This is a genomic window from Mesobacillus maritimus (genome assembly GCF_023715205.1).
GTDB lineage: Bacteria > Bacillota > Bacilli > Bacillales > Cytobacillaceae > Mesobacillus_B > Mesobacillus_B maritimus_C.
In genome coordinates, this window is sequence record NZ_JAMBNR010000001.1 from 453,535 (window position 1) to 479,843 (window position 26,309).

23 protein-coding genes and 1 riboswitch are annotated in these 26,309 nt (G+C 37.5%); of the genes, 7 read left to right on the top strand and 16 right to left on the bottom strand.

The genetic code is table 11. The features are described from left to right. Positions 1 to 79: 79 nt before the first annotated feature. From M3182_RS02230 to M3182_RS02250, 5 genes are all read right to left on the bottom strand, one after another. On the bottom strand, positions 80 to 1,081 hold the full coding sequence (locus M3182_RS02230) for an LLM class flavin-dependent oxidoreductase (RefSeq protein WP_251555989.1): 1,002 nt from the start codon (positions 1,079 to 1,081) through the stop codon (positions 80 to 82). Between the two features lie 263 nt (positions 1,082 to 1,344). Next, positions 1,345 to 2,895: a DUF4145 domain-containing protein gene (locus M3182_RS02235; protein WP_251555991.1), complete on the bottom strand. Its 1,551-nt coding sequence runs from the start codon at positions 2,893 to 2,895 to the stop codon at positions 1,345 to 1,347. A gap of 263 nt (positions 2,896 to 3,158) precedes the next feature. After that, complete coding sequence (locus tag M3182_RS02240; RefSeq protein ID WP_251555992.1) at positions 3,159 to 4,259, bottom strand: GerAB/ArcD/ProY family transporter; 1,101 nt, start codon at positions 4,257 to 4,259, stop codon at positions 3,159 to 3,161. 31 nt (positions 4,260 to 4,290) lie between these two features. Then, on the bottom strand, positions 4,291 to 5,502 hold the full coding sequence (locus M3182_RS02245; protein WP_251433283.1) for a Ger(x)C family spore germination protein: 1,212 nt from the start codon (positions 5,500 to 5,502) through the stop codon (positions 4,291 to 4,293). Beyond that, positions 5,499 to 7,136 (bottom strand): spore germination protein, encoded by a 1,638-nt coding sequence (locus tag M3182_RS02250; protein ID WP_251433285.1) that lies wholly within the window; start codon positions 7,134 to 7,136, stop codon positions 5,499 to 5,501. Before M3182_RS02250 ends, M3182_RS02245 begins: the two co-directional genes overlap by 4 nt. A gap of 124 nt (positions 7,137 to 7,260) precedes the next feature. Here M3182_RS02250 and M3182_RS02255 point away from each other — a divergent pair, with 124 nt between their 5' ends. Continuing rightward, positions 7,261 to 7,503, top strand: a complete 243-nt coding sequence (locus M3182_RS02255; RefSeq protein ID WP_251555994.1) for a YczF family membrane protein — start codon at positions 7,261 to 7,263, stop codon at positions 7,501 to 7,503. Between the two features lie 244 nt (positions 7,504 to 7,747). Here the strand turns inward: M3182_RS02255 and ltaS are convergent, their stop codons facing one another. The 4 genes from ltaS to M3182_RS02275 form a co-directional block, all read right to left on the bottom strand. Further along, positions 7,748 to 9,691 (bottom strand): lipoteichoic acid synthase, encoded by a 1,944-nt coding sequence (gene ltaS / locus M3182_RS02260; protein ID WP_251555995.1) that lies wholly within the window; start codon positions 9,689 to 9,691, stop codon positions 7,748 to 7,750. A 664-nt stretch (positions 9,692 to 10,355) separates the two neighbouring features. Continuing rightward, a complete protein-coding gene (locus M3182_RS02265) occupies positions 10,356 to 12,026 on the bottom strand; it encodes a ribonuclease J (RefSeq protein WP_251433291.1) in 1,671 nt (556 codons plus the stop codon). A 183-nt stretch (positions 12,027 to 12,209) separates the two neighbouring features. Beyond that, complete coding sequence (locus tag M3182_RS02270) at positions 12,210 to 12,605, bottom strand: globin domain-containing protein (protein WP_251433294.1); 396 nt, start codon at positions 12,603 to 12,605, stop codon at positions 12,210 to 12,212. Between the two features lie 99 nt (positions 12,606 to 12,704). Continuing rightward, positions 12,705 to 13,553, bottom strand: a complete 849-nt coding sequence (locus M3182_RS02275; protein ID WP_251433295.1) for a hypothetical protein — start codon at positions 13,551 to 13,553, stop codon at positions 12,705 to 12,707. A gap of 467 nt (positions 13,554 to 14,020) precedes the next feature. Between M3182_RS02275 and M3182_RS02280 the strand changes: the two genes are divergently transcribed. The 3 genes from M3182_RS02280 (at position 14,021) to trhA (ending at position 16,741) form a co-directional block, all read left to right on the top strand. Next, positions 14,021 to 14,347 carry a hypothetical protein gene (locus tag M3182_RS02280; protein ID WP_251555998.1) on the top strand — a complete coding sequence of 109 codons (327 nt, stop codon included), beginning with the start codon at positions 14,021 to 14,023 and terminating at the stop codon, positions 14,345 to 14,347. A gap of 305 nt (positions 14,348 to 14,652) precedes the next feature. Further along, positions 14,653 to 14,832, top strand: a riboswitch (Lysine riboswitch). Between the two features lie 127 nt (positions 14,833 to 14,959). Further along, complete coding sequence (gene dapA, locus M3182_RS02285) at positions 14,960 to 15,856, top strand: 4-hydroxy-tetrahydrodipicolinate synthase (RefSeq protein WP_251433527.1); 897 nt, start codon at positions 14,960 to 14,962, stop codon at positions 15,854 to 15,856. A 246-nt stretch (positions 15,857 to 16,102) separates the two neighbouring features. Next, positions 16,103 to 16,741 carry a PAQR family membrane homeostasis protein TrhA gene (gene trhA, locus M3182_RS02290; protein WP_251433301.1) on the top strand — a complete coding sequence of 213 codons (639 nt, stop codon included), beginning with the start codon at positions 16,103 to 16,105 and terminating at the stop codon, positions 16,739 to 16,741. Positions 16,742 to 17,227: 486 nt separating this feature from the next. Here trhA and M3182_RS02295 read toward each other — a convergent pair whose 3' ends face one another. Continuing rightward, a complete protein-coding gene (locus M3182_RS02295; protein WP_251433304.1) occupies positions 17,228 to 18,172 on the bottom strand; it encodes a nucleoside hydrolase in 945 nt (314 codons plus the stop codon). A gap of 43 nt (positions 18,173 to 18,215) precedes the next feature. Continuing rightward, complete coding sequence (locus tag M3182_RS02300; protein WP_251433306.1) at positions 18,216 to 19,439, bottom strand: MFS transporter; 1,224 nt, start codon at positions 19,437 to 19,439, stop codon at positions 18,216 to 18,218. Between the two features lie 208 nt (positions 19,440 to 19,647). Between M3182_RS02300 and M3182_RS02305 the strand changes: the two genes are divergently transcribed. Next, complete coding sequence (locus M3182_RS02305) at positions 19,648 to 19,833, top strand: DUF8096 family protein (RefSeq protein ID WP_251433309.1); 186 nt, start codon at positions 19,648 to 19,650, stop codon at positions 19,831 to 19,833. Positions 19,834 to 19,909: 76 nt separating this feature from the next. On the opposite strand, the gene M3182_RS02310 is transcribed toward M3182_RS02305, so the two are convergent. The 4 genes from M3182_RS02310 to M3182_RS02325 form a co-directional block, all read right to left on the bottom strand. After that, the gene (locus M3182_RS02310; RefSeq protein WP_251555999.1) at positions 19,910 to 20,929 is read right to left on the bottom strand and encodes a DUF3231 family protein; all 1,020 of its coding nucleotides are present in this window, start codon (positions 20,927 to 20,929) and stop codon (positions 19,910 to 19,912) included. Between the two features lie 19 nt (positions 20,930 to 20,948). Continuing rightward, positions 20,949 to 21,452 (bottom strand): hypothetical protein, encoded by a 504-nt coding sequence (locus M3182_RS02315; RefSeq protein WP_251433317.1) that lies wholly within the window; start codon positions 21,450 to 21,452, stop codon positions 20,949 to 20,951. Between the two features lie 188 nt (positions 21,453 to 21,640). Beyond that, positions 21,641 to 22,084 (bottom strand): DUF5392 family protein, encoded by a 444-nt coding sequence (locus M3182_RS02320; RefSeq protein ID WP_251433320.1) that lies wholly within the window; start codon positions 22,082 to 22,084, stop codon positions 21,641 to 21,643. Positions 22,085 to 22,641: 557 nt separating this feature from the next. Continuing rightward, positions 22,642 to 23,697, bottom strand: coding sequence for an LLM class flavin-dependent oxidoreductase (locus tag M3182_RS02325; RefSeq protein ID WP_251433323.1), 1,056 nt, complete (start codon positions 23,695 to 23,697; stop codon positions 22,642 to 22,644). Positions 23,698 to 24,073: 376 nt separating this feature from the next. Here M3182_RS02325 and M3182_RS02330 point away from each other — a divergent pair, with 376 nt between their 5' ends. Together M3182_RS02330 and M3182_RS02335 are read left to right on the top strand one after the other, a co-directional pair. Continuing rightward, the gene (locus M3182_RS02330; protein WP_251556027.1) at positions 24,074 to 24,658 is read left to right on the top strand and encodes a chromate transporter; all 585 of its coding nucleotides are present in this window, start codon (positions 24,074 to 24,076) and stop codon (positions 24,656 to 24,658) included. Between the two features lie 32 nt (positions 24,659 to 24,690). Beyond that, positions 24,691 to 25,230: a chromate transporter gene (locus tag M3182_RS02335; protein ID WP_251433326.1), complete on the top strand. Its 540-nt coding sequence runs from the start codon at positions 24,691 to 24,693 to the stop codon at positions 25,228 to 25,230. A 190-nt stretch (positions 25,231 to 25,420) separates the two neighbouring features. Here M3182_RS02335 and M3182_RS02340 read toward each other — a convergent pair whose 3' ends face one another. After that, positions 25,421 to 26,200, bottom strand: coding sequence for a Cof-type HAD-IIB family hydrolase (locus tag M3182_RS02340; RefSeq protein WP_251556001.1), 780 nt, complete (start codon positions 26,198 to 26,200; stop codon positions 25,421 to 25,423). Between the last annotated feature and the right edge of the window lie 109 nt (positions 26,201 to 26,309).

Genomic DNA, 26,309 nt, shown 5'->3' on the forward strand with positions numbered 1-26,309 from the left:
GGTAATCATTAGAAAAACCGAGTGAAGATCCCTTCCACTCGGTTTTCCAATTAACTGGATGGTGCCTGGCACCTGGTAATTATTTCCCATCGGCGATGTCTTTGAGAATTTGGTAGGAGCGTTTTTGCTTTTCTGGGTCGTAAATATAGGATACGACCATTAGTTCGTCCACGTTGTAATGTTCTTGGAAGCCAATTAATTGGTCTCGTACCGTTTGTTTGCTTCCCATTAATGTCACACTGGACATGTTACTAGCCATTTCCTTTTCCATTGGGTTCCAAATTGGATCCATATCTTCGACAGGTGGTTGCAGGAACATTTGGGAACCACGAACAACGTTTAAAAAGAATTGTTGCATTGTTGTGGATAATAATTCTGCTTCTTCATCCGTTTCTGCCGCAATCACATTCAAGCAAACCATCATATAAGGTTTATCTAAATACTCTGAAGGTTTAAAACGACTACGGTAAATTTTGATAGCTTGGTCCATGTATCTTGGTGCAAAATGAGATGCAAACACGTATGGAAGGCCTAATTCTGCTGCTAAGTATGCAGAGTCCGTCGAAGAACCAAGGATATAAATTGGAACATTCGTCCCTAGACCTGGATAAGCTTTCACATAGTCTTGCTTTTCTTTAGGACCAAAATATTTAATCAGTGAGTTTACATCCTCTGGGAATGTGTAGACAGAATCATTCTGAGAGCGTCTTAACGCACTTGCTGTCATCATGTCAGTTCCTGGTGCACGACCAAGACCTAAATCAAGTCTATTGGGATAAATCGTTGCCATCGTGCCAAATTGTTCTGCAACGACTAATGGAGAATGGTTCGGAAGCATGACACCGCCAGATCCAACACGAATCTTATTTGTATGTTCTAACGTATGTTTAATAAGTATAGATGTCGCAGAGCTAACTAATGTTGGCGTATTGTGATGTTCCGCAATCCAATAGCGGTGATAACCCATTTTTTCAGTTGCTTGAGCTAAATCCACCATTGCATCTATCGCATCTTTTGGACCTTGTCCTTCACGAATTGGCGCTAAATTTAACACGGAAACAGGGATTTCGATATTTGCCAATGTAAAAATTCCTTTCTGCTTGAAGTTTCATTTAATATATTAACAATTTCAACCATGGAAACAAAACTAAATGCTTAGGATGAAAACCCACACCAAAAATCACACAGAAAGTTCTGTGTGATTCATACCATTTGTTCTTTGTTATCCTCTAAAATCAACCATAGAGTGTAAGCTCTATGCCCTTACCTGAAGTTTAATAATCATTCATTTTAATTATCGTTCCCTTTAATTCCTAACTTAACCGAATAATAAAAAATTTACTATTATTGATCACTCTGCTCAAGTAACGGAATTTCAACATCAACTCCAAGCATGGTGAAAATTTTCCTCAGTGTCTCTAGACCTGATTTAGGATTGATTTTTGTCTCAAGATAGTAGGTTTGCTCCGTTAAACTAGATTCATAAATATGCATTTGTGAAAACGGTTTTTGATTTTTATGCACCGGTTGTAAGGCAATTGCATATCGATTGCCAATATCCGTGGCTCCAAGAGTAATCCCATCGTGGACAAAGGAAGCTAATGGAAGTTTTTGTGCTTCAATCCATTGTAACGCCTCCTTCCAAAGACTTGGGACACTTTCACCCCGAATGACGGTTTTTGTATTACCATGCGTAACATGCACAAACAGAGATTCCCATTTTTTATAACTTTTCCGACTTTCAACTTTTCCTTCTTCCTCATCATCCTCATTCATCACCTGATTGGTATCGGCTTTAAGTTTAATTTGTTCAAATAATTTCTCGACCGTTCCAACCCCAACATTTTCATATTTTGCTAGAATGACTAGTTCCTGCGGAAGTTGTCCAACTGTTTCAATTTGATCTTCGTTTAATTGTCTTAAAAGGCTAGGAATTCCAATGAACTCCGCTGAAGCCAACCTCACCTTTGCTAAATGTTCCGTGACCACAAGATGCTGGTCTTTGTAAAAGAAAAATAATTCCCCCGGTCGTTCTAGTGTTAGTTTTCTACGAACCTTTTCTTCTTCAATGAATGTTTTTAATTCATGAAAGAAGATTTCTGTGTTTTTATCACTATAGCGTTTAACATGCAAGTGTAAACCTTCGAGATTTTTCGGGAGTTCGCTCATAATTCGAGCCTGTTGCTCGGCACCTAAACGGATCAGAAACAATTCTGATTTCGCAAACCGTTGTGGCAAAAGAAAACTATCACGAAGAAAATAAGGGATTTCTAGTTTTAGATTTTTATACATTAGTGTGCGAATGGTTGTGAACCCAGGCATCTCTGTCTCCTGGAATGGAACTTCAATCGAAACAGCTACTTCTTTTTTCGCATCCGGTTCTAATGGTGATTGAGGAGGATTTCTTAATAGTTCCTCCAGACCTTTAAGCCTTACTTCCAATTCCGTCATGTCAAAGCTTTGTTTCTTTTGTGGTTGAGGGTCTTGATAATCTGGAACCTGAACTTCAATCGGCCCGTAAACTTCAACATACCATTTAACAATTTCATATAGAGCTTCCCATGACAGCAAAGCTTCTGAGTATCGAAATCTTCTAACATCATGTGCAGCTTTATTACCATTTATTCTGACTAGGTGAAGCGCATCACGGATTTCAGGAGTTAAATAGCCTCGATCGTTTAATAAATCCAACCTATCTTTCAAACCCATTTGTGGTTCAACTGGTAATCGTTCTTGCTCCATTACTTTTTGAAGAATGGTCTCGATAAACACACGAGTATGTGTAAGCATTGTTCTTGGACTTGAAAAAATACTTGTTTCCAATTCTTTGGCTAGCATAGAAAGCTCTCTTGATAGTGGCTCAAGAAATTGATAAAAATAAACAGTTTCCTTCATCATTTTCCTCCGATTCATTAATAGACTTATTTTACCATAAAGGAGGTTTGCTAATGGGTGCCTGTTTTTCCCTTATGCCACACTTAAATGTCAAATATCTCCCATACTACATCAAACATTTTCTTGAAAGAATAGACCCGCTTTGTTTAATAACCAGAATTTCACAAAATTCAACCTTAACCAAGGTGTGTCAATTGAGCAATTACTTAATTTTAAACCTACAAAAAAGAAGCTCCACAAACCAGAGCTCCAACATCGAAATTTCATTTCTTTTTTCTTTTTCTATTTTTAACATAAGCGATTGCCAATAAAAACACAGGTGCAAGGACTAAAAAGAAAGGATGTAAAAATCTTGTCGTTAAATCCAATCCTTCCTTTAAATGCTCGGAATAACTATTCGCAATCGTAATTGACATAAACAGAATCACTAATCCAATCGGATAGACTAGTTTTGACGGTTCCTTGAATTTAAATAATATCGTTGTACCGGATACAGCTGCATAAAAATAGATACTTGCCTTAAAAAAGATGCCAATGACCATTGATACCATAAAAAACACATCAAGACGTTCAAGAAATTCAGCAATTTGAATACTTTGAACAGTTGTCAAAAGAGGGAACTGCGAACGTGTTGCTAAATCAATCCCCAGAACACTAATATTTATGGCCATAACCAGAGATAAATTAATACCACTTAATACAATTCCGGCAATCCCGGCATATTTAATTTTTTTCGTATCTTTAATGTAAGGAAGTATGACCGAAAGGACAAAGGCTTCCCCAAATGGAACGTACAGAGTTTCCGTAACCACTACGTTAAAAACAGTGGTCCACCCTTGTTCTAAATATGGTTTTAATTGATTTAAATCGATCAAACCTGATGATATGATTAAAATAAAACCAATGACAGCCAGTAGATATAAAAGATTAAAAAATAGTTCACCCGTTCTCGCAATTACCTCAATTCCTTTTTGCAGTGCATAGATGATTACAAGAATAAACAAGGTATTGACAATAAACAATGGCGTATCCACATAAGCGAAACTTAATAGCATTTCGCCAAAATCACGAAGGACCCTTGCAGATATATAGACGAAGAATAAGATATATGCAAAAGCAAGGATTTTACCAAAGAATTTCCCAAGTAATTTCTCCATGTATTCAGTTGGAGTTAACTGTGGATAGAACTTATATAACCTATAATACACAAAAAATAAAAGAACGCCCCCTACTGTACTGATTAGGATCGCAATCCATGCATCTCGATTGGCACCAATGGCAATTGGCACCAAGACCGCGCTACCTAATTCAAATAATAATAAGAGGACAAAGAATTGATAAGCACCAATTTTAGCCTTTTCCATATTCTTGCAACATCCTTCACGGCCAATAATCTTATTGCTTTAATACACTTGGATTATTTCGTAATCCCGTCCTGCGTATATATACTTCCACGTTTACATCAACTGTTAGTTCAGGAAAATGGACATCATGCCATTCAGCCTTCAATTTCTGCCATTCCTTTGGATGGTTTTGATGGAACACTTGACCAAAGCCAAAAATATCAGACTTAACCTTTTTCCCTTCCTCTACTGCTAAAAGAATTTCTTCTTTAATTGTCTTTTCAATCGTATCTTCCATTTCAATCAAAATTTTCGGGTCAGTCAAATTGACTGCAGTCCTAATCTCGGAAAGATATCCTTCTGCTTTCACTTCAACTGTGATTTTTGGCTTTCCCTTCTTCATGGTTGCTATATTTTTACTGTTCATCCGAATAACTTGAAAGGTACCTACATCCTTTTTATCCTTCCAATCAAAACTAATGCCCGTATTCTTTATTTTATCAAGAATCAATACAGTCCCTCTTGCCGTCTTCCCATCAATCCAATCCACTAATTTTCCTTCTTTAAAAATAGCGAGGCCAGTAGCACTAAGTGTTGTTTCTGGATCACTTGTTTGAACATTTTCCATTTTACTTCCCTGTACCGGGTCCCCTTCAATCGAAAAACCACTAATCACAGGGGATTTTCCAACTGCAGTCATGTCTTTCTTTACATCCTGCAAATTGAGGGTAAAAACCTCTCCCCACTGTTCTTCGGTGAAACGTAAGTTTTTTATTATTTTATTTGCCGGTATTTTATCCACTGGAGTTAGTACTTTTAGTAAATCCGATGCCTTTACACCATGAGCAATAATTATAACAGCGGTCATACGGAATTCTTGATGTCGTTCGATGGCATCTAATATTCCCGTAATTCCTTCCTTTCTGGCAAGTTCTTCCCCAATGACTAAAACATTTGTGTGAGCATAATACCGTCTTCTCGGTAATTTTTTTGATGCACGTTGATTCATTTCGATAATGCTACTACCTGTGGCCGTGTAAATTGACACGGGCGGTCCTTGCCCTGCTCCCCCACCTTGTAAGCCTCCGGCAACATTGGATGGATTGATGATTTGGAGGGTTGAGGCATATTCCCCGTTTTCAGTAAGGTCAATCCCCATTGCTGAAATGATTGCCAAATCTGTCAGTTCTTTTTGACTCCAACAACCGGTAAGGGTTAAAAAACAACCGAAATACAGAACGAGAATAAAGGATTTTCGCTTCATTCTTGTTCCCCCTTTTGTTTTTTTGGTACCATTTTCTTACTTGAATCTGGTTTTGGATGTTGGTCTCCTCCTACACGTGTTTGACTCTGTTCCGAAGAAATGAGAGCCGGTCTTGTCTTTAAGGACCATAATGGTAGCCGGAACACAGTATCGCCCAAATCTTTTGGAATCATGGGTGCAAGCGGAGTTACATATGGTACACCAAAAGACCGTAAACTCGTTAGGTGAATGGCCAGCACAACTAAACCAAGAATAATCCCATAAAATCCAAAAGTCGCCGCAGCTATCATAAATAGGAAACGGATAATCCTCGCTGAAATCGCAACTGCAAATGACGGTGTGGCAAAATTGGCGATTGCAGTAATCGCAACAATGATCACCATGGCAGGTGATACAATACCTGCCTGTACGGCTGCTTGTCCAATAACCAAAGCACCTACAATGGAAATAGCGGAACCAACCGCTCTTGGCATCCGGACCCCTGCCTCTCTCAAGATTTCAAATGAGACTTCCATAATCAAGGCTTCAATGAAAGCAGGGAACGGAACGGTTTCACGCTGGGCAGCAATCGCGATCAGCAATTGTGTTGGAATCATTTCCTGATGAAACGTTGTCCCAGCTATATAGCTAGCCGGAGCAATAATGGAAATAAAAAAAATCAGAACACGTAAAAACCGTAATGATGTTGCTAGAAAAGCCCGACCATAATAATCCTCCACAGACTGAAAAAACTGAATAAAGACAGTCGGGGCAATCAAGACAAAAGGTGTGCCATTCACAAGAATGGCCACCCTTCCTTCTAATAAGTTTCCAGCTACCATATCAGGTCTTTCAGTATAATAAAGAGTTGGAAAAGTTGTGTAACTCTCATCCTCAATAAGTTCCTCAATATAACCGGACTCTAAAATGCTATCAATTTCAATCCGATTTAACCGTTCACGTACCTCAGCAACAATCTCTTCCTTTGCAATTCCATTAATATACATAATCGATACATCTGTTTTAGTAACACGACCGACTTTCATCACTTCTACCCAAAGATTTGGATTTTGGATCCGCCTTCGAATTAATGCAATATTGGTTCCGATTGATTCGGTAAAGCCATCTCTTGGCCCGCGAACAGTGACTTGGCTCCCAGGTTCTTCAATGGAACGTTGCTCGCCTCCTCTTGTACTTGCTCCAAGAGCCCTGGTCTCACCGTCAATTAAAACCACAGTCTCTCCAGCCATCAGCATTTGAAAGACTTCCTTCCAATTCGGGAGCACCTTAACATCTCCGAGTGCAACAACCTCTTCTCGAACGATTTCAAAAATATCTTTATTGGGTTGTTTTCGATGTAGTTCACGGTTCTTGATTATGGAGTGAATCAGAAAGTCGTTGATAATTTGAGTATTGGAAATTCCGTCTATGTATACTACTGCGGTTTCAATTCCTAGTTTTTCATCAAGGTCTGCTTTTCGAATGATGACATCAAAACTGTTGCCTGTTTCCGATTTTATGAAATCGATTTTTTCTTTCAATGAGGATGGAAGTGGAGTGGTTCCATAATCCCCAATCTTTTGTTTTGTTTGTTCTTCTTTCTTTTGTTTCATTTTTTGTTTTGTTATTTGTCTGCGTTTAAAAAATGAAGGCATATAATTCAAATACCTTTCTGTTTTTTTACAATTTCCCCGATACCTTACCGGAATATTCCTATTTAGGAGAAATCTGAATAATGAATTTGAAAAATGTGGGTATGTTAAACATCAGGTGAGAAAAATGAAAATTATTGGGGTTAGCATGTTGATTTTTCTTTCGTTAATCATGTTATCATTTGGAATTGATTTATTAATGGGGTTTGAATTGAACATGTCCATTCGAAATGCTATAAGCCCTTTTAGAGTTATGGAGCCAGTTGAATTTGCTGTACTCATCATGCTTATCTTGCTTTACTTTGCAAGAGCGGGTTATAAATTTCTTCAAAATAAGAAACAAAACAAACCCAATAAGGACACTTCTTAATTAAGGCTATTTTCGTAAAGATTGTTGTTAAAATCCTAAAGCCGATTTTAACGCGGGATAAGCCATTTTGTGCGTTCGTACTAAGGTTACTGGCTCTTTTCTCCTGATGTAAAGTTGCTATTCAGTGAAAACACAGCTTATTCTTTTCTATTTATATCTATCAGAAGCAACAAAGTTTGAGAAAAGAGCCTTAATTAAACAAAACAAGGAAGTCCTCATTTTTAAGGACTTCCTCGTAATAATTTTATTTTGTTTCTTCCGATTTTTCATATTGGTATTTAGAGCGGTCCACTGGTGTGAAACCTGACGGTGTATAAAACCTTAGCAAGTCTCCGTTTACAACTTTATCAGAAAGATCCAATCTTTGCTGCGCCATATCTTGAAACTTTTTGGCTTCTTCAAGAAGATCTTCTTCCAGCAACTCTCCTGTTTTCGAATCGTAGAACTTTCCTTCAGTAAGTGTATACTTAGGGCTAACAAAATCTCCATTTCGGAATGGAATCAGCTCATCATGTTCATCAGATAGTAAATCCGTTCCAAACTGAACATATTTACCTGAGTGAATTCCTAACAGATGAAGCAATGTTGGGAGGACGTCAATTTGCCCACTATACTCATTAATAACCTTTCCCTCTACTCCTGGAACATGGATTAAAAGCGGCGTTCGTTGTAATCCGGCGCTTTCAAATGGGGTAATTTCTTTTCCTAAAACTTCTTCCATTGCTTTGTTATGATTATTTGAAATTCCATAGTGGTCGCCATATAAGATAATAATGCTATTATCGTATAATCCAGAATCCTTTAAATCACCAAAAAATTGCTCAAGAGCTTCATCGGCATAGCGAGCAGTTTGAAAATAATTATCGACAATTTTATTTCCTGTAGTATGTGGCTCAATCGTCGCCTCTTCTTCTGCAAGTTTAAATGGATAATGGTGAGTCACAGTAATGAATTTAGTATAAAACGGCTGCTTTAAAGACGCTAAATATGGAATTGACTGTTCAAAAAACGGTTTATCCATTAGACCATACTCAGCCATGTCTTCTTCTTTCATGTCGTAATAGCTAGAATCAAAGAAATGTTCGTACCCCATTGATTTGTAAATTTCATCCCGGTTCCAAAACGTTCCATTGTTCCCATGGAAAACAGCGGATGTATATCCTTTCTGTCCTAAGATAGCAGGAGCACTTTGAAAGGTATTTAACCCCTTTGTTGTAAAAGCGGAACCTTGTGGCAATCCGTACAATGAATTGTCTATCATGAACTCAGCATCAGCCGTTTTTCCCTGAGCCGTTTGGTGGAAGAAATTTTTAAAATACAGCATATTTTCTTCTCTAGTCAACGAGTTTAAGAATGGCGTAACTTCTTCTCCATGTAACTTGTAATCAATTAAAAAAGTTTGAATTGATTCTAAATGAATGTAAATCACATTCTTGCCTTCACCCACCCCAAAATAATCTGGGTTAGGGTCAGCTTGGTTGGATTTTGTATAGTTGATCACCTCTGTAATATCGTCGCTGCTAGCCAATACCCGCTGGGCGGAAGCTTTTGTACTTTGAACGGTGTCATAGATTGAGTAGTTATACATCCCCAAATATTTGACAATGTAATTACGATCAAATCCTCTCGTTAAAAGTTCAGGTCGGTCCATTTCCGCCAATGCAAGATTAATAGAAGATATTCCAATTCCAAAGAGAAAGATCGCCGCCACTCTTCTTCGTGAAAGCACTATTTCTAATTTTGGAAAGACTTTAAAGTAAACAAGCCCTATTAACAAAATCCAGTCCATAAAAAACAACAAATCATAAGGCTTTACTAGAGTAATAATACTCCCACTAACATCGGTAAAATTTTGCGTTTGCGTTAAGGTAGGGAGGGTAATAAAGTCGTTAAAGAACCGAAAATAAAGAACATTTGCGTATAAAAGGACTGACATTAAAAAATAGAGAATGAGCAATTTTTGGTACTTTTTCTTCCCTTTGAATAAAAACGCAATGCCTAAAACCAAAAATGCGGATCCTAACGGGTTTAAGAATAATAAAAAATGTTGGAGAACATTTTCAATGCCAAGATTAAACTGTGTAGCCTGTACGATGTAGGTTTTTAGCCATAAAAGAATGACAGCAATGGAGAAAAAACCGTAAAAACTGTGCATATACCGGTGATTTTTGAACCATGGAACCTTCATGCTTACCCTTCTTTCTACAAACATATTGAATTTTCAAGATGGTTAGGTATTTTGCAATTAATTAAAGTTGATGACTAAAAAGGGCCAACATTACTCCTTTGCAATGTATGTATCTTTTCCACCAATGAAGCTTGACTTAAACAAGGTAGAAGGAATTACCAACTTCATTATTAAGGGCTGCTTTCGTAAATTTTGCTGTTAAAATCCTTAAGCCGATTTTAACGAGAAATAAGCTTTTCTCTGCGATACTACTTAGTTTATAAGCTCTTTTTCTCCTCTTATAAACGATATTTGGAATGGAATCATAGCTAAATTATTGTATATATCCTTTAAAAAGCAACAATCATTGAGAAAGGAGCCTTATAAAATAAGACGTTTAAAATCAAAAAAAGTTTCCTAGAAAAGGACTTTTCTCGAATGCTATTATATAGATTTTTGAATTAATCAACAATTCAGTTGAGAGCTCCCAATACGTATGTGTTACCTTTGCCAGGATTGCTATTATTCTTATCCCCTGGAAATTCTTGTTATCTGCGTATTTGTCCTTTCAGATCTCTAAAGGTACCTAATATAAAATAGTATGAATGTTGCCCCTATTGTAACACAAAAAACAGGTGTGAATAGTTGAACCATTCACACCTGTCTGTTCCCTTTATAGGATTGTTTATACCTCAATGATAATTGGTAAAATCATTGGTTTCTTTTTTAATTGAGCAAATAAATATTGCCCCACTGATTTTTTGATTCGTTGTTTAATGCTGCTCCAGTCCTGATTGTTCCGATCTTGTTGTTCATTCACAGTTTTTACGACGAGACGATTTATATCTTTAAGAAGTCCCTCATTATGGCGCGCGTAGACAAAGCCTCTTGTTATCGTGTCCGGCTCGGATACCAATTTTCCATCGCGTTTGCTCATCGTTAGAATCACGACTAACATGCCATCTTCGGATAACTGTTTGCGATCCCTTAAGACAATTTCTCCAACATCGCCAACACCTATCCCATCAACATACGTGTTACCAGCAGGTACGCTTCTTGTTTGTCGCGCAACTGAATCTACAATGTCAATAACGTCTCCGTTTTTTAGGATAAACGTATTTCCGGGTTCAACTCCTACGGATTCAGCTAACATTCGATGATGATGCAACATTCTTAATTCCCCGTGAATTGGGATAAAATATTTTGGCTTCATAAATGTAAGCATAAGTTTTAAATCTTCTTGATACCCATGACCAGAAACATGCATCCCAGTGGAACTACCCGAACCATAGATGACTTTTGCTCCGAGAGCATAAAGATTATCAACAATTTTGGTCACGCCCCGCTCATTGCCTGGGATGGGTCCAGCTGCAAAAATGACGTTGTCACCCGGTAAAATCTCGACACCACGAAAATTCCCGGTTGAAAGACGTGCAAGCGCTGCATTTGGCTCACCTTGACTGCCTGTACAAAGAATCACGACTTTTTCAGGAGCGAAATCATTAATTTCATCTTGATTAATAATCATGCCTTCCGGAACATCTAAATAGCCTCGTTCCATTGCGACATCGACAACATTTACCATGCTTCGACCAAGTAAAGCAAGTTTCCGATTCGTTAGCTTGGTAGCCTCAACTACCTGTTGAACTCTGTTGATATTGGAGGCAAAGGTACTGATTATGATTTTCCCATTCGCCTTTAAAAATGCTTCGACGATATGGTCCGCAACCCGCTGTTCCGTTGGAGTAAACCCTGGTCGTTCGGCATTCGTACTTTCTGATATTAATAACAGGACACCTTCTGTCCCGATTTTAGCCATTTTATGAATGTCTGCATATTCTTTATTCGCAGGTGTTAAATCAAACTTAAAATCTCCCGTATGGACTATTGTGCCTTCAGGGGTATGAAAAACAATTCCTAAACAGTCGGGAATGCTATGATTTACTTTAAAGAAATTGACCCTAATTTTGTCAAATGTCAGGCTTGAGTCTGAATGAATTTCCTTTAACTCCGTTTCCCGCAACAATTTGTGCTCTTCCAGTTTTAGTTGGATTAAACCTAGAGTGAACCGTGTGGCGTAGATTGGAACATTCAATTTCTTCAAAAAGAAGGGAATCCCGCCAATATGATCTTCATGCCCATGTGTGACAATTAACGCTTTTACTCGCTCCCGATTCTCTACTAGATAGGAGATATCCGGGATAATTAAGTCAATTCCAAGTAAGGTCTCGTCAGGAAATTTATTCCCGCAGTCAATGACAATAATATCGTCGCCATATTCAATGGCATACATATTCTTACCGATTTCATGCAACCCACCTAATGCATAAACAGATAATTGGTATTTTGTACTCACATTTAGGTCCTCCCACTATGTATACTGCTTTTATTATGCACGAAATCAAATTTCTTTATGAAAACTCTTTTTCTTGCAATGATGCCTTTTTTCACAAAGATGTTATTACTATAGAGAGCCATGCAGCGAGAACTTGATTTGTATCGAGGAGCCTTTTGAAATGAGAGTAATCTTAGCTAAGTACTAGCATTCTTCATTTGGTGTATTGACCATGATTTTGGCTACTTGAGTTAATCGGTCATAAAACGGCTTTCCAGCTGGATTTCTATCAAGTTCAATTTCCTTAAAAGCATCCCACATACACCTTAACCACGCTTCTGCCCTTTTTGGCGTGATTTGAAATGGCAAATGTCTTTTTCTCATCGCCGGTGGACCAAACTCGTCACTATATAAAGGTGGTCCTCCTAAAAATTGTGATAAGAACATCCGTTGTTTGCGCTTTATTTCCTCCATATCATCTGTAAAGAGTGATTTAAGTTCTTCATCTTCATATACACGTGGATAAAAAGCATTCACTAGTCTGTCAATAGTTTCCTGACCGCCAATCTCGGTATATAGCGATTTAAATTCGTAATCCATGATTTTCACCTACTTTAAATTTTGACTTGATTAAATAAAAAAACCAAGACCAACGCACCTTGTACTCTTATCGGAAGGACAATGGACTAATTTTAATTTTTAATTAACCAAAGCTTTTGTTTTATATTGCAATCCTAGAAAATCCTCCACAATTACATGTAACTCTACCTTTTCATCGTTTTGGATTTTATCCATTTGCACAGTATCAGTAAAATCTAGACTTTCAACAAATTCACTTTCATTGAAATCATTATGTTGTTTTAGTAAATCCCATTTTTTCCAAACATGATCACGAACATAGAGCACAGCTTGGGCACGCTTTATTTTTAAATCGTTGTAGTCCTGAATCGGTAAGGTTTCATTTTCTAATGGATTATTTACATGAATAGATATATCATACTGGTCTTCATCACCCGGGTTCAAGTAGGCTTCAATCGTGATACGGTTGGTTAACATTTCATTGAATCTCAGTGATAGTAATGGTTCACTTCGTTTACCATTCTTACCCGTTGCGATTAATTGTGTTTCATAATTCCCATCAAGTGGAAATGTGTGTTGAAGCGAATAATTTAAACCACCCGTTTCAATTACCTTTAACTCTGTCCAATTTTGAGTTTCTTCCTCCCGGTAAAGGAAACTGACCTTTTCTTCGTCAAGTAAATCACGAAGAGACCATTTTAACGCCACATCTACGGTTTGATTGGTTAAGTCCAACTTTTTGACTTCATAATCCTTCTGAGAAATCCACTTTTGTTCTTGTAAATAGTCATCAACTTTCGTCTGCACTTCTGAAGAGACCGATTGAATATTCGTGTCAACGCTTGAAATTTGATGAGAAAGAGTCTCCATTGACTCCAATTTATTTTCTAAACCACTTATTTTAAAAAGGATAACACCACTTAATACATAGGAAATACCGATTGCAATACCTAATATGTAGTTTTTCATTTAGTCACTCCATTCATTTCAAACTAAACTCTACCAATTTGTAAATGCATCATATTAAGAAAATACGCTCGAACCAATTGTTTTTTGTGGGTTTTCTTTATAAACAATTCATTTGTGTCATTCTGTTGAAACATTTGCAATAGGAGACTTTTATAAGAGTTAGTCTTAAAGACTAACTAACAGATTATTTTTCATATAGATTCGCTTAAACAATGAAGTTTCCTAGTTAAAAAGAAACGAATACCATGACAATCGATCTGAATCTTTATCCTTAAATCGATATAACACTATTTTTTTCAAACATTAATGCAAATTAACAAGTTCGTTAAACCGTCTGTAATCAGTAAAACTCGACAATATTCTCAAAAAGGCTTGTATATACTGACAATAGCTTCGAGAGGAAGGAGTTGAAATAGTCACTCTCTTATTCGGTTTCAAAAACAGTCCATAATTTAGGAGGAATGAATATGCTAAAAAAATTTGTAGTAGTTTTGTTTGCGATGATGGTAATGGCTGCTTGTGGAACGACCAACTCGGAGGAAAATATTACTCCAGAAGATGCACCAGTTGATGGCCAAGTTGAGCAAGAGCAACCTGCATCTGGAGAAATGGGTCCAGAGGTTCCTAGCTCTAGTGAAAGTGATCTAGAGGATTCATCTGTAGAAGAAGATAGCATGGAAGCTCCAACGTCAGATGAAGTAGAAACGGATGGTTCTATTGATACCGAACTCAACACGGAAGGTTCAACAGAAACTGAGTTTGATGAGGCGACTACTGAAGAAGAGGCGCAATAAAGTATTCTTATAGACACCGGTACGATTGAGTATCGGTGTCTATTGTTGTGAATAGTAAGTAAAGTGTTGGGATTTGTTTTAAAAAGTCGTTGACGCCCAGTATTTTTATTTAGTTCTCGTTCAACACTATGAAGTTTTCACCTAGTAATCTAGTACTCACACCACTCAGCTCAATCACCATTTTTCTATGCACCTATACGAATTTTCAAAAACAAAAAAAGAAATTGGTTTATCCCTTGATATTGTCTTTATTTTCTGTTATATTACAGTCAACTACATATAACTTTCTTATTTCAAAATTTTGAAGTGAGGATAGAGGTGCAAAAACCATTAGTATGCATTTAGAGGAAGATGAGGTCCAATGAAGAATGCTGAAAGGGGGATTTGCCGAAGCTTCAAGAAACTCATTGGTCTTGAAGTTGGTTCTGTTATTGAAAAAATGCAGGACTGTCATATAGGAGACTATATGGAGGGCTATCTTACGCGCAGAAGCGATAACTATTTTGTTTGTTTCTACTGCAACAGCGTACCCTCGTTGTTGCTTTTTTGCGTTTAATTTATAGGTCCTTCTCCACGAAAAATAATAATAATAGAAAAGGATGAGGAGATATGATCAACTTTGGGCAAGTATTAACAGCGATGGTGACTCCATTTGATGGGAATGGTGAAGTCGACTTTGAAGCGACAAGAAACTTAGTCAATTATTTAATTCAAAATGGAACCGACGGGCTTGTGGTTGCAGGGACAACAGGAGAATCCCCTACACTAACAAATGACGAAAAAATTACTCTATTTAAATTTGTTGTAGAAGTCGTTGATGGCAGGATTCCAGTCATTGCTGGAACCGGATCAAATAACACAAGAGCTTCAATTCAATTAACAAAAGAAGCTGAACAAGTAGGCGTTGATGGTGTAATGCTAGTAGCCCCTTACTATAATAAACCTTCTCAAGAAGGGTTATATCAACATTTCAGTACAATCGCCGCGGCAACTTCCCTGCCGGTAATGCTTTACAATATTCCGAGCAGAAGTGTGGTTCCATTGTCAGTGGAAACAGTAGTACGCCTCTCTCAAATTGAAAATATTGTCTGCATTAAGGATGCGAGTGGTGATTTAGATGCAATGGCCGAAATTATCAGCCAAACAGGAAGTGATTTCCTCGTATACAGTGGTGACGATGGTATGACATTACCTGTATTATCCATTGGTGGAGCGGGAGTTGTTTCCGTTTCTTCTCACATCATCGGCAATCAAATGCAGGAAATGATTACAAACTTTAAAAATGGAAAAATTCAATCTGCTGCCTTTACTCATCGTACACTTCTGCCAACGATTAAGGCATTGTTTATGGCTCCTAGCCCATCGCCAGTAAAAGCAGCTTTGAATATGCTTGGCGTGAATGTCGGTGGAGTTCGTCTCCCAATGGTGCCATTAAATGCAGAGCAAGAACGAACGCTACAAGAGTTTGTTACACCCGTATTGAATCAAGAAGGAATGTTTACATCATAAAAAAGATAAAACCGTAAGTTCAGGCTTCGTCTGACCTACGGTTTTTTTATTACCCGAAACTTTCTACTGTTAAACATGATACTCATCACTAGTCATCTTTCACCAAGAAGCATATAATGAGAAACATTAAGCATCACTCATTAATTGATTAGTGGTGGTTGGCAGACGCTTATAAAATGACAAAAAAGAGCAAAAAATACAATCAATACCTTATGTTAAATAGGACTAGAAAGGATTGAACATTTCATGGCAACTACTCATGTCTTTTCAAAAGAAGAAGAAATTTCAAACTCAATTACACATGGGATTGGCGCAATTCTTAGTATTGCCGCGCTCGTTATCTTAATTGTTCTTTCCTCGATGAATGGAACAGCTTGGCATATTGTTAGTTTTACTTTATTTGGAATCACAATGGTGCTGTTATACACTTCCTCCACTCTCGTTCACGCACTACCACAAGGTCGAGGGAAAGACTTTTTTGAAATAATGGATCATTCATCCATTTATTTCTTTATAGCTGGAACATATACACCGTTTTTATTCCTTGCTGTGGATGGTTGGAAGAGCTGGACTTTATTTGGAATTGTTTGGGGGCTTTCGATTGGTGGTACCATTTTTAAATCTTTTTTCGTGAAAAAATTCCTGTTTACCTCGACCATTTTATATGTAGTCATGGGGTGGTTAATTGTTTTTGCTTGGAATGATTTAACCACAAATTTATCACAAAACTCGTTAATCCTGTTGGTTATCGGGGGACTTGCTTATACAGTTGGAGCCATTTTTTATATGTGGAAGCTGTTCAAACATCACCACGCCGTCTGGCATTTATTCGTTTTAATTGGAACTGTATGTCACTTCTTCTCCGTTCTGTACTTACTACCTTAAAAGAGTCTACGAGAAACCATTTCCTAGGAAAGAGACAAAACTCAACAAAAACTCCCATACAAGTGCTCACTTGCATGGGAGTTTTTGTGTCTGTTCATCCGTCTCGCATGAAACCGTTATTCCAGGAATGAGCTTTGGGGCAAGTTAATAAAGCGGAACTTCATTCTGTGTTGTTTTTCTTCTTCCCCACTGAATGTTAGTTATCCATAGCTGGTTGATAGTTCTAAGGTAAAAAATTCTATTTCACCAATCAGGATTTTGACTTTCTCTTGATCCCCAGTTATCCTTTTTAGGTCTTCCTTAAGTCTTGAATTGGGGATCTTGCAGCCAGTTAATGCAGGATAAAAAGAAGCCCCACCTACCTGTGATGAATGTGACAATCCAGAAAAAGAACCGGGATCCCAAGCGAGACAATAAGGGAACTCCTTCGGTATCTGATCATCTACCTTACTCTTATCTAGCACACCCCAGCTAAACCTTTTCCCTCTACAGTCTACGGGTCATAATTTTAACAAAATCTTCTAAAAACACATCGTAATTAAATGTTAATGCAATTCGATCAAGAGTTTCAGGTGGTTCTTCTTCTGGTTTTGTTCGGAAATCAGCGATTGCTTTTCCCCTTGATAAATTAGAGGTGTCCACGCGGACTCGCCTAGAGAGATATCCAAATGCGTCTGGGTTCAGTAGGGCAAACAAGGCTAACGCATCATGGATAGGTGCTCCTTCCAAACCAGGCGACAATTCCTTATAAGCTTCTATATAAAAATCCATAATGGGTTTCATCAACGATGTAAAAGGGTTGGTTTTTTGATTAGCTATCCAATCAATTACCTGTTGTGATACCACCGCATCACCGGTGACATTCAGTGGAATAATGGTAATATTCCTCCCTTTTTCCAAGACGAGATCTGTTGCGATTGGGTCGCCATGAAAATTCGCTTCTGCTTCTGCCGTCACATTACCTGGATGCAGAAAACTGCCACCCATCAAATAAACTGCACTTGAACGGTTTATTTGGTCTGCACCTGCTAGAATATAAGCGGTTGCTAACGACGTGGAGCGCCCGACATCAACAATCGTTAATTCATCCTTATATTTTGCAATAATATCAAATACTGCTCCAAAATCCTGTGCTTGGTAACTAAAACCTTCAGGTGGACGTATTGGGCCTAATCCTTCAGGACCATGGATTTCAGGATAATATGTCACTAACTCTCCTGAAAAAGGTCCCTTCGCTCCACGAATGACAGGGATATCTTGTCTTCCTGCCAATTGTAAAAGATAAGCGGCATTATCAGTGGCTTGTTTTTCATTTACATTTCCATAGCTTGCTACAACTCCAACCAACTCGATTTCTGGGTGCAATAACGCATACATAATCGCTATTGCATCATCAATTCCTGGATCTCCAAATAACAACACCTTTTTCACTTTAAATCTCCTCCCTGTCATGGTGTTTCTCTAAGTTGGTTCTTTACGATTCAATAGTCAAAGGCTGATCAACTTGGTGCACTTCCTCACTATTCTTCATCTTAATGGTTAATAAAAACCCAACCCCTAAACAAACTGCACAAAGGAAAAAGGCTGTTCTAAATCCACCGAAACCCTCGATAATCGCACCTGCAATTGTCGGTCCAATAAATTGTCCTAAGGCGAAATAAAATGTAACATAGCCAAAAGCAATTGACATTTCACTAGGCTTAACATAATCCATACTGGATGCCTGGACCAAAGTAAATAACCCTGTTACGGTACAGCTCATTAATATAATATGCAACGAAAACCCAAGAAGAGTAGGAAAAAAGACGGGAATCATCATCGCAATTGTGGTAATGGTAGTGGTCGCCATCAACGAGAACCTTCTTCCTAAACGGTCAGAGATTGCTCCCCATATGAACCCACTAAAAATTGATAGAATTCCATTGATAGCCATTAACCGCCCAGCGATTGCGGTAGATATCCCTGATTCAATCATAAAACTCATGACAAAAATGACTTGAACAATATAAGTAAGCCCTACAATTCCATACAAAACCCCAACACGGATCACATTCGAATTTTTATAAATATTCTTTATCCTAGTGTTAGATGTATCAGCTTTAGTTTCTGACTTAGCAACAGGCGGATTTTGAATAAACAAAAGCGATAGAATTAGCACAATAAATCCAATCGCAGCATAGAACCCCCACGTTACACGCCAACCAACTATCGGGTATAGACCTGCTAAGTATGGGACAATTATTCCCGCAAGGAGCATACCGATACCAGCTCCACTTGTTACAAGACCAATGATTAGACCTTTTTGTAATGGGAATTGTGCAACAACTAAGGAGATAAAAGGTGTGTAAGTAAAAGCCGTACCTACTCCAAGAAAAAGCATGAAGACAATCGTAAGCCCATACCACGAGGAGAAGGACAGCCCTAAAAAGCCAAAGGTAACAAGTGAAATTCCTAATAAAACTGTTCGTCTTCCTCCCCATTTTGAAGCTAGAATACCAGCAAAAACAACAGTTCCTAAGTACCCTAATGAAGTCGTCGTTCCAAGATAACCAGCTTCTTGATAGCTAATTTCCAGGCCTTCTTTCATAAAAGGCAATATGACTCCAAATGATAAACGAGCAAATGCCAACACGACCATTGTTGTCAACATTCCAACGATGCCATAAATCCAAAAATGATTATTTTGTTTTCGTTCCATACTTTTTCACCCCATACCCCTTTGCTATGTACAAATCTGTTCATTTTCCATTAAATGTACCACTAATTGTCAATATATTCAAATAATTCAAACTAAAACTTATAATTCTCACTCACTTTTCGTGAAAATTATAAAACATGTTTTCCTTGCCAAGTCGATTTTGTTATCATAGAGTTGTAAAGATGATGATTTAAAAGGAGTCTTTAACATGGAAAAAGATCAAGCAAATGAAAAACCAGAATATGACTTAACGAAAATATATGATTACAATGAGTACCCCGATAAAGTCAGTGGCCGATGTGATAACTGCGGGAATGTGTTATTCAATAGTTCTGTTAAGAATTTTGTATTTATCCGCGAATGTCGCAAATGTGGTATGAAAAAGAGAATTTAATTCATCAAATAACCCTTACAACCCAAAAAAGGACACGATTCTAACTTTGGGAAGTTGTTTCGTGTCCTTGCGTTATTCAATCTCTATGTTTCGATAGCTCATCGCGGCTTGCAGCTTTTGGTGGCTCTTCCATCCAACCATGATTAATCATAATGTTTGCGCCATCTTCAACATATAACCCTATATCAAGTAGTAGCTTGCCGTACATTGCCCCCAAATCTCTCCTTGCACCTAGGGACATTGCATTTCCATAGGCCCTGATTTTCATCGAAAACATTTCAATTTTGTGAGCTAACATTACTTTATCCGCAAATGGCGACACCGTGGAGGTTGTCACGAAATCATCCAATAACGGCGGGGATGGCAGGTTTTCTTTTTGTAAATGATTGGAACAAACTGCAATATGCTTTTGTGTTAAGTTTTTACCTCTCAAGAAGAAATTCCGGACTTGGTCATTTTTAGCAACTTGACTGAAACCTATTAATAGTACTTTACTAATGACATTCGTATCAATTATATCGTATAAATGCGTTACTTCAAGTGCGCTTAGCGGCCTAACATTCCCAAAAAAACCGTTCAAATAATTTTGTTTTTTTAGGAAATCAACTTTATCAGGAATCGGAATCATTGGAGGTTTCTTTAAAAGACCCTTTTCAATTAATAAGTCATTTGCGTTATTAACAAGTTCAATGGTCGCTGCACAACTATCTATAAAAAACTCTCTTACGTCTTTTTCAACCATTAAGGGAATTGCTATCGAATAAAGGCTCAAGGCCGTTTTCGAAGCATAACGCAAATAATAAAGGTAATATTCATCCGTAAACAATCTTGGGGCATTAACATCGACATCTTTCTCCGTGAATCCAATCGGCGTTGCAAAGTCTTCCTCTTTAAAGAAATCTTTAATTTTTGTTAAAAATGAATTCCCTAAATCAAGACCTTGTTTAACCATTTTTTCGATTTCAGGGTCTTCTACATTATTAAGGAAATAACTTAAAATACATTTAGAAAGGGTATTCCCCGTATAGGTTGCCCATAGTTTTCCAATTTCCACAGAGGTATACTTTTCATGATAAGTCAATTTCTTATCGTCCATAACACATCCCCTATTTAGTTTATTGTTTAGTTTTTACAATAGGCGAAGTTCTATCCACATTATTAGTCTTAGTATTTCCCGTTTCATTCGGTCCATCTGTTGAAATGACTTGATCCTTTCTCTCTTTTAAAATGTCCTGAATAATTTCAATATGAGTCGCTGCCCATGCACGTTCACGAAAATGAAGAATGACACTTAAAGATAAAGTCAATAGATACACAACACAAAAGGCAATCCACAAAAGAATCCCATCTCGAAAAAGAAATTCTTGAATTTGATTAGAAAACAAAAACAACATCCAGGGGACGGAAGAGACAAAGATTGGAATCATCCCCGAGCCATTTTTCTCTTTAGTCATTCGGTAAAAAATTAACTTCAATGTTGCACTGTCTAGCTTATAATAAAGTTGTTTTATTTCTTCGACTTCTGATAACTCTTTCATGTTATTGAAGGATTGTTCCTGAGCGGATGCCTGCTTAATTCGTAGATACAATTTGTGGGCATCGCCTCGAAATGAATACATACTTACCATCCCTCCATTTATAACGGTTTTAACCTATTTTTGCTTCAGTTAAGTTATATCGAACCTAGATAAATTCGTTTTACGACTATTTCTTTAGCGTGAACAAGTTAGGTCAATTTATGTAAACGTAATGTATCTGATTTAATCAAAATAAAAAGGATACAATCGATTCCGATTGTATCCTTTGATTATGATGTCAGCATTCGTTTCCGGTTTTCTTCTTCATTTAGAAATTGGATAAAGGAATTCATCATTTTTCCAATTGATTGTGCTTTAATCAATTCAATATACATTTTCTTATGATAATCGTTTGCAACTTCACTATTTTGTATTCTGGTGATCATAAACTCAGCACTGATTTTTTGTAATTCTTTTCGCTGCATTTTTATTTCTTTATATAAAGCCATTCCAATTGCACCAATAATGGCTAAAAACAACACCAAAGGCAATGTGTCACGGTTTAGGGCTCCAAAGAAAATCAAACTCACTAGATTAAATATCGAAACTCCCAATAATGGAAACGTCCATAACGAGTATTTTGTCATTTTTTTCATCGCTGGGCTAATAATTCTCTCTAGTTTTTCCAATTCTTTTTTTACATGCAAAGGCATTTCTTTCATTGTCAAATTCATATTTTTCCCTCCGTATGATTTTTAACATCTGTCTCCCTTATTCTCTATAGTTAGAATCCAATACAAATATTACGCCGAAACAGTTATTTACTTTTTTTATGGGGATTAACAAACATTGCCTAAGGCTTCCGCCCTCCATTTTTAAAAGATGAACTTTCAACAAAAAAGACTTTTACCCTTTGGTAAAAGTCTTTTCTAAAAATAAAGACCTCTACCAATTCATATGACAAATTGATAAAGGTCTTGCTAACAACGTAAAAGGTTGCCAACAAAGCCGAGAGATATCTCTCCGTAATGACGACTTTGCTGTTAAAGCTACTCCCCTTTAAAACAGCTCATTTATACTATACGAATATAGTATAAATGAGAATGACTAGATAGTCAATGAGAATGCCTAAGTTGAACCAATTTTAGTTACGTACCTAATGTTAGAACGACAACTAGCAGAGAAAGTCAAATATACTCTTTTTTAGGTTATAATCATTCTACTTTTAGAACGATTAGTGATTTTCACTTATGTAAACACTGACCAACGTTTTCTATGTAAAAACACGAAATTACGAATTCCCCTGACTTTCCCATTTCGCCACTTCTTCGCGCACCATTGGAGCAACTTCTTTTCCTAACAATTCAATTGCCCTCATAACGTCACCATGTGGCATCGTCCCAACCGGGCAGTGAAGCATAAAACGAGTAATGCCAACATTTTTCCGAAGATGAATGATTTTATCGGCAACATACTTAGAATCCCCCACGTATAAGGCCCCTTCAAAACTACGTGCAAAATCAAAGCTTGAGCGATCATAAGGTCCCCATCCTCGTTCACGTCCAAGTTTGTTCATCGCTTGTTGGGTTGAAGGAAAAAACTTATCAGCAGCTGTCTCCATATCTTCGGCAATAAATCCATGTGAATGAGAGGCCACTGTTAATTTTTCGGGATTATGTCCAGCTTTTGTTGCGGCTCGTTTATACAAACGAACAAGCGGTTCGAATTGCAATGGCCGTCCACCGATAATGGCTAAAACTAGTGGCAATCCTAACATTCCTGCTCGTACGACCGATTCAGCATTCCCTCCACTACCGATCCATACAGGCAGTGGATTTTGCACAGGTCGAGGATACACACCACGATTGTGAATAGATGGTCGATGGCCACCTCTCCAGTTGACAATCTCATTGTCGCGGATGTTTAACAACAGTTCGAGCTTTTCTTCAAAGAGTTCATCATAATCACTTAAATCATAGCCAAACAGCGGAAACGATTCGATAAACGAACCCCGTCCAGCCATAATTTCAGCTCTTCCGTTTGAAACTGCATCTAAAGTGGCGAAGTCTTGATAAACGCGGACAGGGTCAGCGGATGACAACACAGTCACAGCACTTGTGAGCCGGATTCGTTCCGTTTGCGAAGCGGCAGCGGCTAAAATCACGGCAGGTGCAGAAGCAGCGTAATCTTCACGGTGGTGTTCCCCAACACCAAAAACATCTAATCCAACTTGGTCTGCTAATACAATTTCTTCAACCACTTCACGTATTCGCTTCGCATGGCTTACGACCTCCCCTGTTTGAGGGTCTGGTGTTGTTTCAACAAATGTACTTAATCCTATCTCCATATTTGTCACTCCTATTATCTTTAATAAATCGGAAAATTTACTTATTTACAAACTATTTGGTTGTTTCTAACTCTCACTATTGTACCAAAGATAGGAAATATTCTCTTACATATACTATCGCTTATCAAGGCATATAGATACATTTTTTGGTTTAAGGACTTTAAAAATGGCAACCCTAAAAAATGCATAATATCGTATCTTTCCTCCCCCTTAGCTTCCGACCTACTTTTACTGAATTTAAAATAAGCACCTTACCAATTTTGTATTTATTCGTATTACTAATGTGTCAAGCATCTCTTTAGAAAATGACTAAAAAGAAAGATAGTTTGTAACCATGCTTGCAAACAATTAAATTGAAGGTGAAACTGTGAACAAGATGAATTCAAGATTACACACCATCTTTTGGTCTTTCTTTAAAATTAGCCCTGTTACCTTTGGTGGCGGATTTGCGATGATCCCATTCATAACAAAAGAAATCGTTGAGAATCGAAAATGGTTAACCGAAGAGGAGATGGCTGATTTATTAGCTTTAGCTCAAACCCTCCCAGGATCGGTCGCAGTAAATACGGCTACTTTTATTGGCTATCGCCTTAAAGGCCTGTATGGGGCGATTGTTGCTATAATGGGTATTTCTTTGCCCACATTTTTTATCATGTTGGTGTTAGGTGGGCTATATTATTTTTTTCAATCGAATCCATTAGTTAAGGGAGCCTTTAGGGGAATGGGTACAACCATTGTTGCTCTTATGGTCTATTCTGCGATAAAAATAGCAAAAACATCTATTGTCGATAAACCAACTTTTTTCTTGTTGGTTCTCTCGATTCCAATTCTATTTTATATCCATCCGTTAGTTGTGCTTTTTATCGGTGCCTTATTAGGCATTATTAATTGGTCGATTCTGAGAAGGTTTGGTTTTTTCCAAAAACAAGCGACAAAACGAATGATGGGAAAATCGGGGTAATGTTTTGACGTGTAAAATGGAGTTGTTGATTCATGTTAACAGATTTATTTTTCACATTTTTTATCATTGGATTAGGTTCATTTGGAGGAGGGTATGCAATACTACCTGTCATTGAACATGAAAGTGTTCATCATGGCTGGATGACAACACAAGAATTCACTCACCTAGTTGGAGTAGCTGGAATGGCACCTGGGCCAATTGCAACAAACATTACTGTGCTTGTAGGGTTTTCTATTAATGGATGGTTAGGTGCCATCGTTTCAGCTGTAGGAATAACACTTCCTTCCTTCCTCCTTGTTATCCTTATATACTCTTTTTTAATGAAATTTCGTCAAAAGAAGGCAGTTAGCGCCGCTTTTTATGGAATGAAACCTGTTGTGACAGGTTTAATCATTTTTGCATCCATAAAGTTTGCTCTTGCGAACGGTGTCATTTCAATTTATTTTACCATTCAATATATCAGTCTAGTAGCCCTGTTTATCTTATCTTTATTTGCCTTATTTAAATTGAACTGGCATCCGGCCCTTATTATTGTGGCTTCAGGAATGATTGGTGCGGTTATTTATTCGTAATCTAACACACTTTTCTAGCTCAATTCTAACTTATGACTGGTGATAGCAAGATGGGGCTTATTGTTTAGAAATCCATATTAGTTAAAGAAAGTATCTTCGTTAAAGTTGAATTTACATTTGGTTATTCTTTTTATAAAAGCAGTCCATTATTAAAAATGAACTGCTTTTTTTAGCATTGAAAAGGATACGTTTAGAGGAGGCCCACCATCTGGAGACCATGTAAAATACCATCATCTTCTACAGATTCTGTAACATGTTTTGCGACAGCTTTTACTTCTTCTTTCCCATTCCCCATTGCCACACTGTTTTTAACCGTAGTAAGCATTTCGATGTCGTTTAATCCATCGCCGAAAGCATAAACACGGTCTTCAGAGAATCCTAGTTTCTGAACAATTTTCTCAATTCCTTTTGCTTTTGAACCACCGTTAGGTAAAATATCAACGGATACAGGATGCCATCTTACAAAATCAAAGTCTGTAAATTGTCGTTCGTACTGCTGTTCTTCCCCTTCTGGACAAAATAGCAAGGTTTGATAGAGGTCTCGACCTTTATAATAATGAGGGTCGTGTGTAGGAAACTGCTCAATCTTAAGGGTACTGATGCTCTCCGTAATAAAACCATGCTCAGGCACATTTGCTTTCATGTCCTCGTGATCCATAAACACAACCGGATGCTCATTTTCCAGTGCAGCTTCGGTTAACTTTTCAAGCGAAGAAACATTTAACGGATTTGTATAGACTACTTCTCCATTTAACACAACATATTGACCGTTATAACTAACAAACGTATTAATTCCAAGTTCTTTTCGTAAACCTTCATACATGAAAGGAGCACGCCCTGTTGCTATTGCTACTTCATGCCCATGTTTCTTCAGTTCAAAAATTGCTTTCTTTGTTGTAGAGGGAAGTTTTTTATCATGGTCTAATAAAGTTCCGTCAATATCAAAAAAGATCACACTTCGTTCCGTCATAATCATTCCAACTTTCTGTTATGTAATCAAACTCCTAAATTACCTCTATTGTTAACATATTTTCCCCCATACGTAAAAAGATATGATTTTTTACTTTGTCACACTAGTT

What these genes read in the sequence shown, in the direction of transcription:
- M3182_RS02235 (WP_251555991.1), bottom strand. Translation starts at nt 2,895, where the DNA reads ATGAAGGAAACTGTTTATTTTTATCAATTTCTTGAGCCACTATCAAGA.
- M3182_RS02240 (WP_251555992.1), bottom strand. Translation starts at nt 4,259, where the DNA reads ATGGAAAAGGCTAAAATTGGTGCTTATCAATTCTTTGTCCTCTTATTA.
- M3182_RS02245 (WP_251433283.1), bottom strand. Translation starts at nt 5,502, where the DNA reads ATGAAGCGAAAATCCTTTATTCTCGTTCTGTATTTCGGTTGTTTTTTA.
- M3182_RS02250 (WP_251433285.1), bottom strand. Translation starts at nt 7,136, where the DNA reads ATGCCTTCATTTTTTAAACGCAGACAAATAACAAAACAAAAAATGAAA.
- M3182_RS02255 (WP_251555994.1), top strand. Translation starts at nt 7,261, where the DNA reads ATGAAAATTATTGGGGTTAGCATGTTGATTTTTCTTTCGTTAATCATG.
- ltaS (WP_251555995.1), bottom strand. Translation starts at nt 9,691, where the DNA reads ATGAAGGTTCCATGGTTCAAAAATCACCGGTATATGCACAGTTTTTAC.
- M3182_RS02270 (WP_251433294.1), bottom strand. Translation starts at nt 12,605, where the DNA reads ATGGATTACGAATTTAAATCGCTATATACCGAGATTGGCGGTCAGGAA.
- M3182_RS02275 (WP_251433295.1), bottom strand. Translation starts at nt 13,553, where the DNA reads ATGAAAAACTACATATTAGGTATTGCAATCGGTATTTCCTATGTATTA.
- M3182_RS02280 (WP_251555998.1), top strand. Translation starts at nt 14,021, where the DNA reads ATGCTAAAAAAATTTGTAGTAGTTTTGTTTGCGATGATGGTAATGGCT.
- trhA (WP_251433301.1), top strand. Translation starts at nt 16,103, where the DNA reads ATGGCAACTACTCATGTCTTTTCAAAAGAAGAAGAAATTTCAAACTCA.
- M3182_RS02300 (WP_251433306.1), bottom strand. Translation starts at nt 19,439, where the DNA reads ATGGAACGAAAACAAAATAATCATTTTTGGATTTATGGCATCGTTGGA.
- M3182_RS02305 (WP_251433309.1), top strand. Translation starts at nt 19,648, where the DNA reads ATGGAAAAAGATCAAGCAAATGAAAAACCAGAATATGACTTAACGAAA.
- M3182_RS02310 (WP_251555999.1), bottom strand. Translation starts at nt 20,929, where the DNA reads ATGGACGATAAGAAATTGACTTATCATGAAAAGTATACCTCTGTGGAA.
- M3182_RS02315 (WP_251433317.1), bottom strand. Translation starts at nt 21,452, where the DNA reads ATGTATTCATTTCGAGGCGATGCCCACAAATTGTATCTACGAATTAAG.
- M3182_RS02320 (WP_251433320.1), bottom strand. Translation starts at nt 22,084, where the DNA reads ATGAATTTGACAATGAAAGAAATGCCTTTGCATGTAAAAAAAGAATTG.
- M3182_RS02325 (WP_251433323.1), bottom strand. Translation starts at nt 23,697, where the DNA reads ATGGAGATAGGATTAAGTACATTTGTTGAAACAACACCAGACCCTCAA.
- M3182_RS02330 (WP_251556027.1), top strand. Translation starts at nt 24,074, where the DNA reads ATGAATTCAAGATTACACACCATCTTTTGGTCTTTCTTTAAAATTAGC.
- M3182_RS02335 (WP_251433326.1), top strand. Translation starts at nt 24,691, where the DNA reads ATGTTAACAGATTTATTTTTCACATTTTTTATCATTGGATTAGGTTCA.
- M3182_RS02340 (WP_251556001.1), bottom strand. Translation starts at nt 26,200, where the DNA reads ATGACGGAACGAAGTGTGATCTTTTTTGATATTGACGGAACTTTATTA.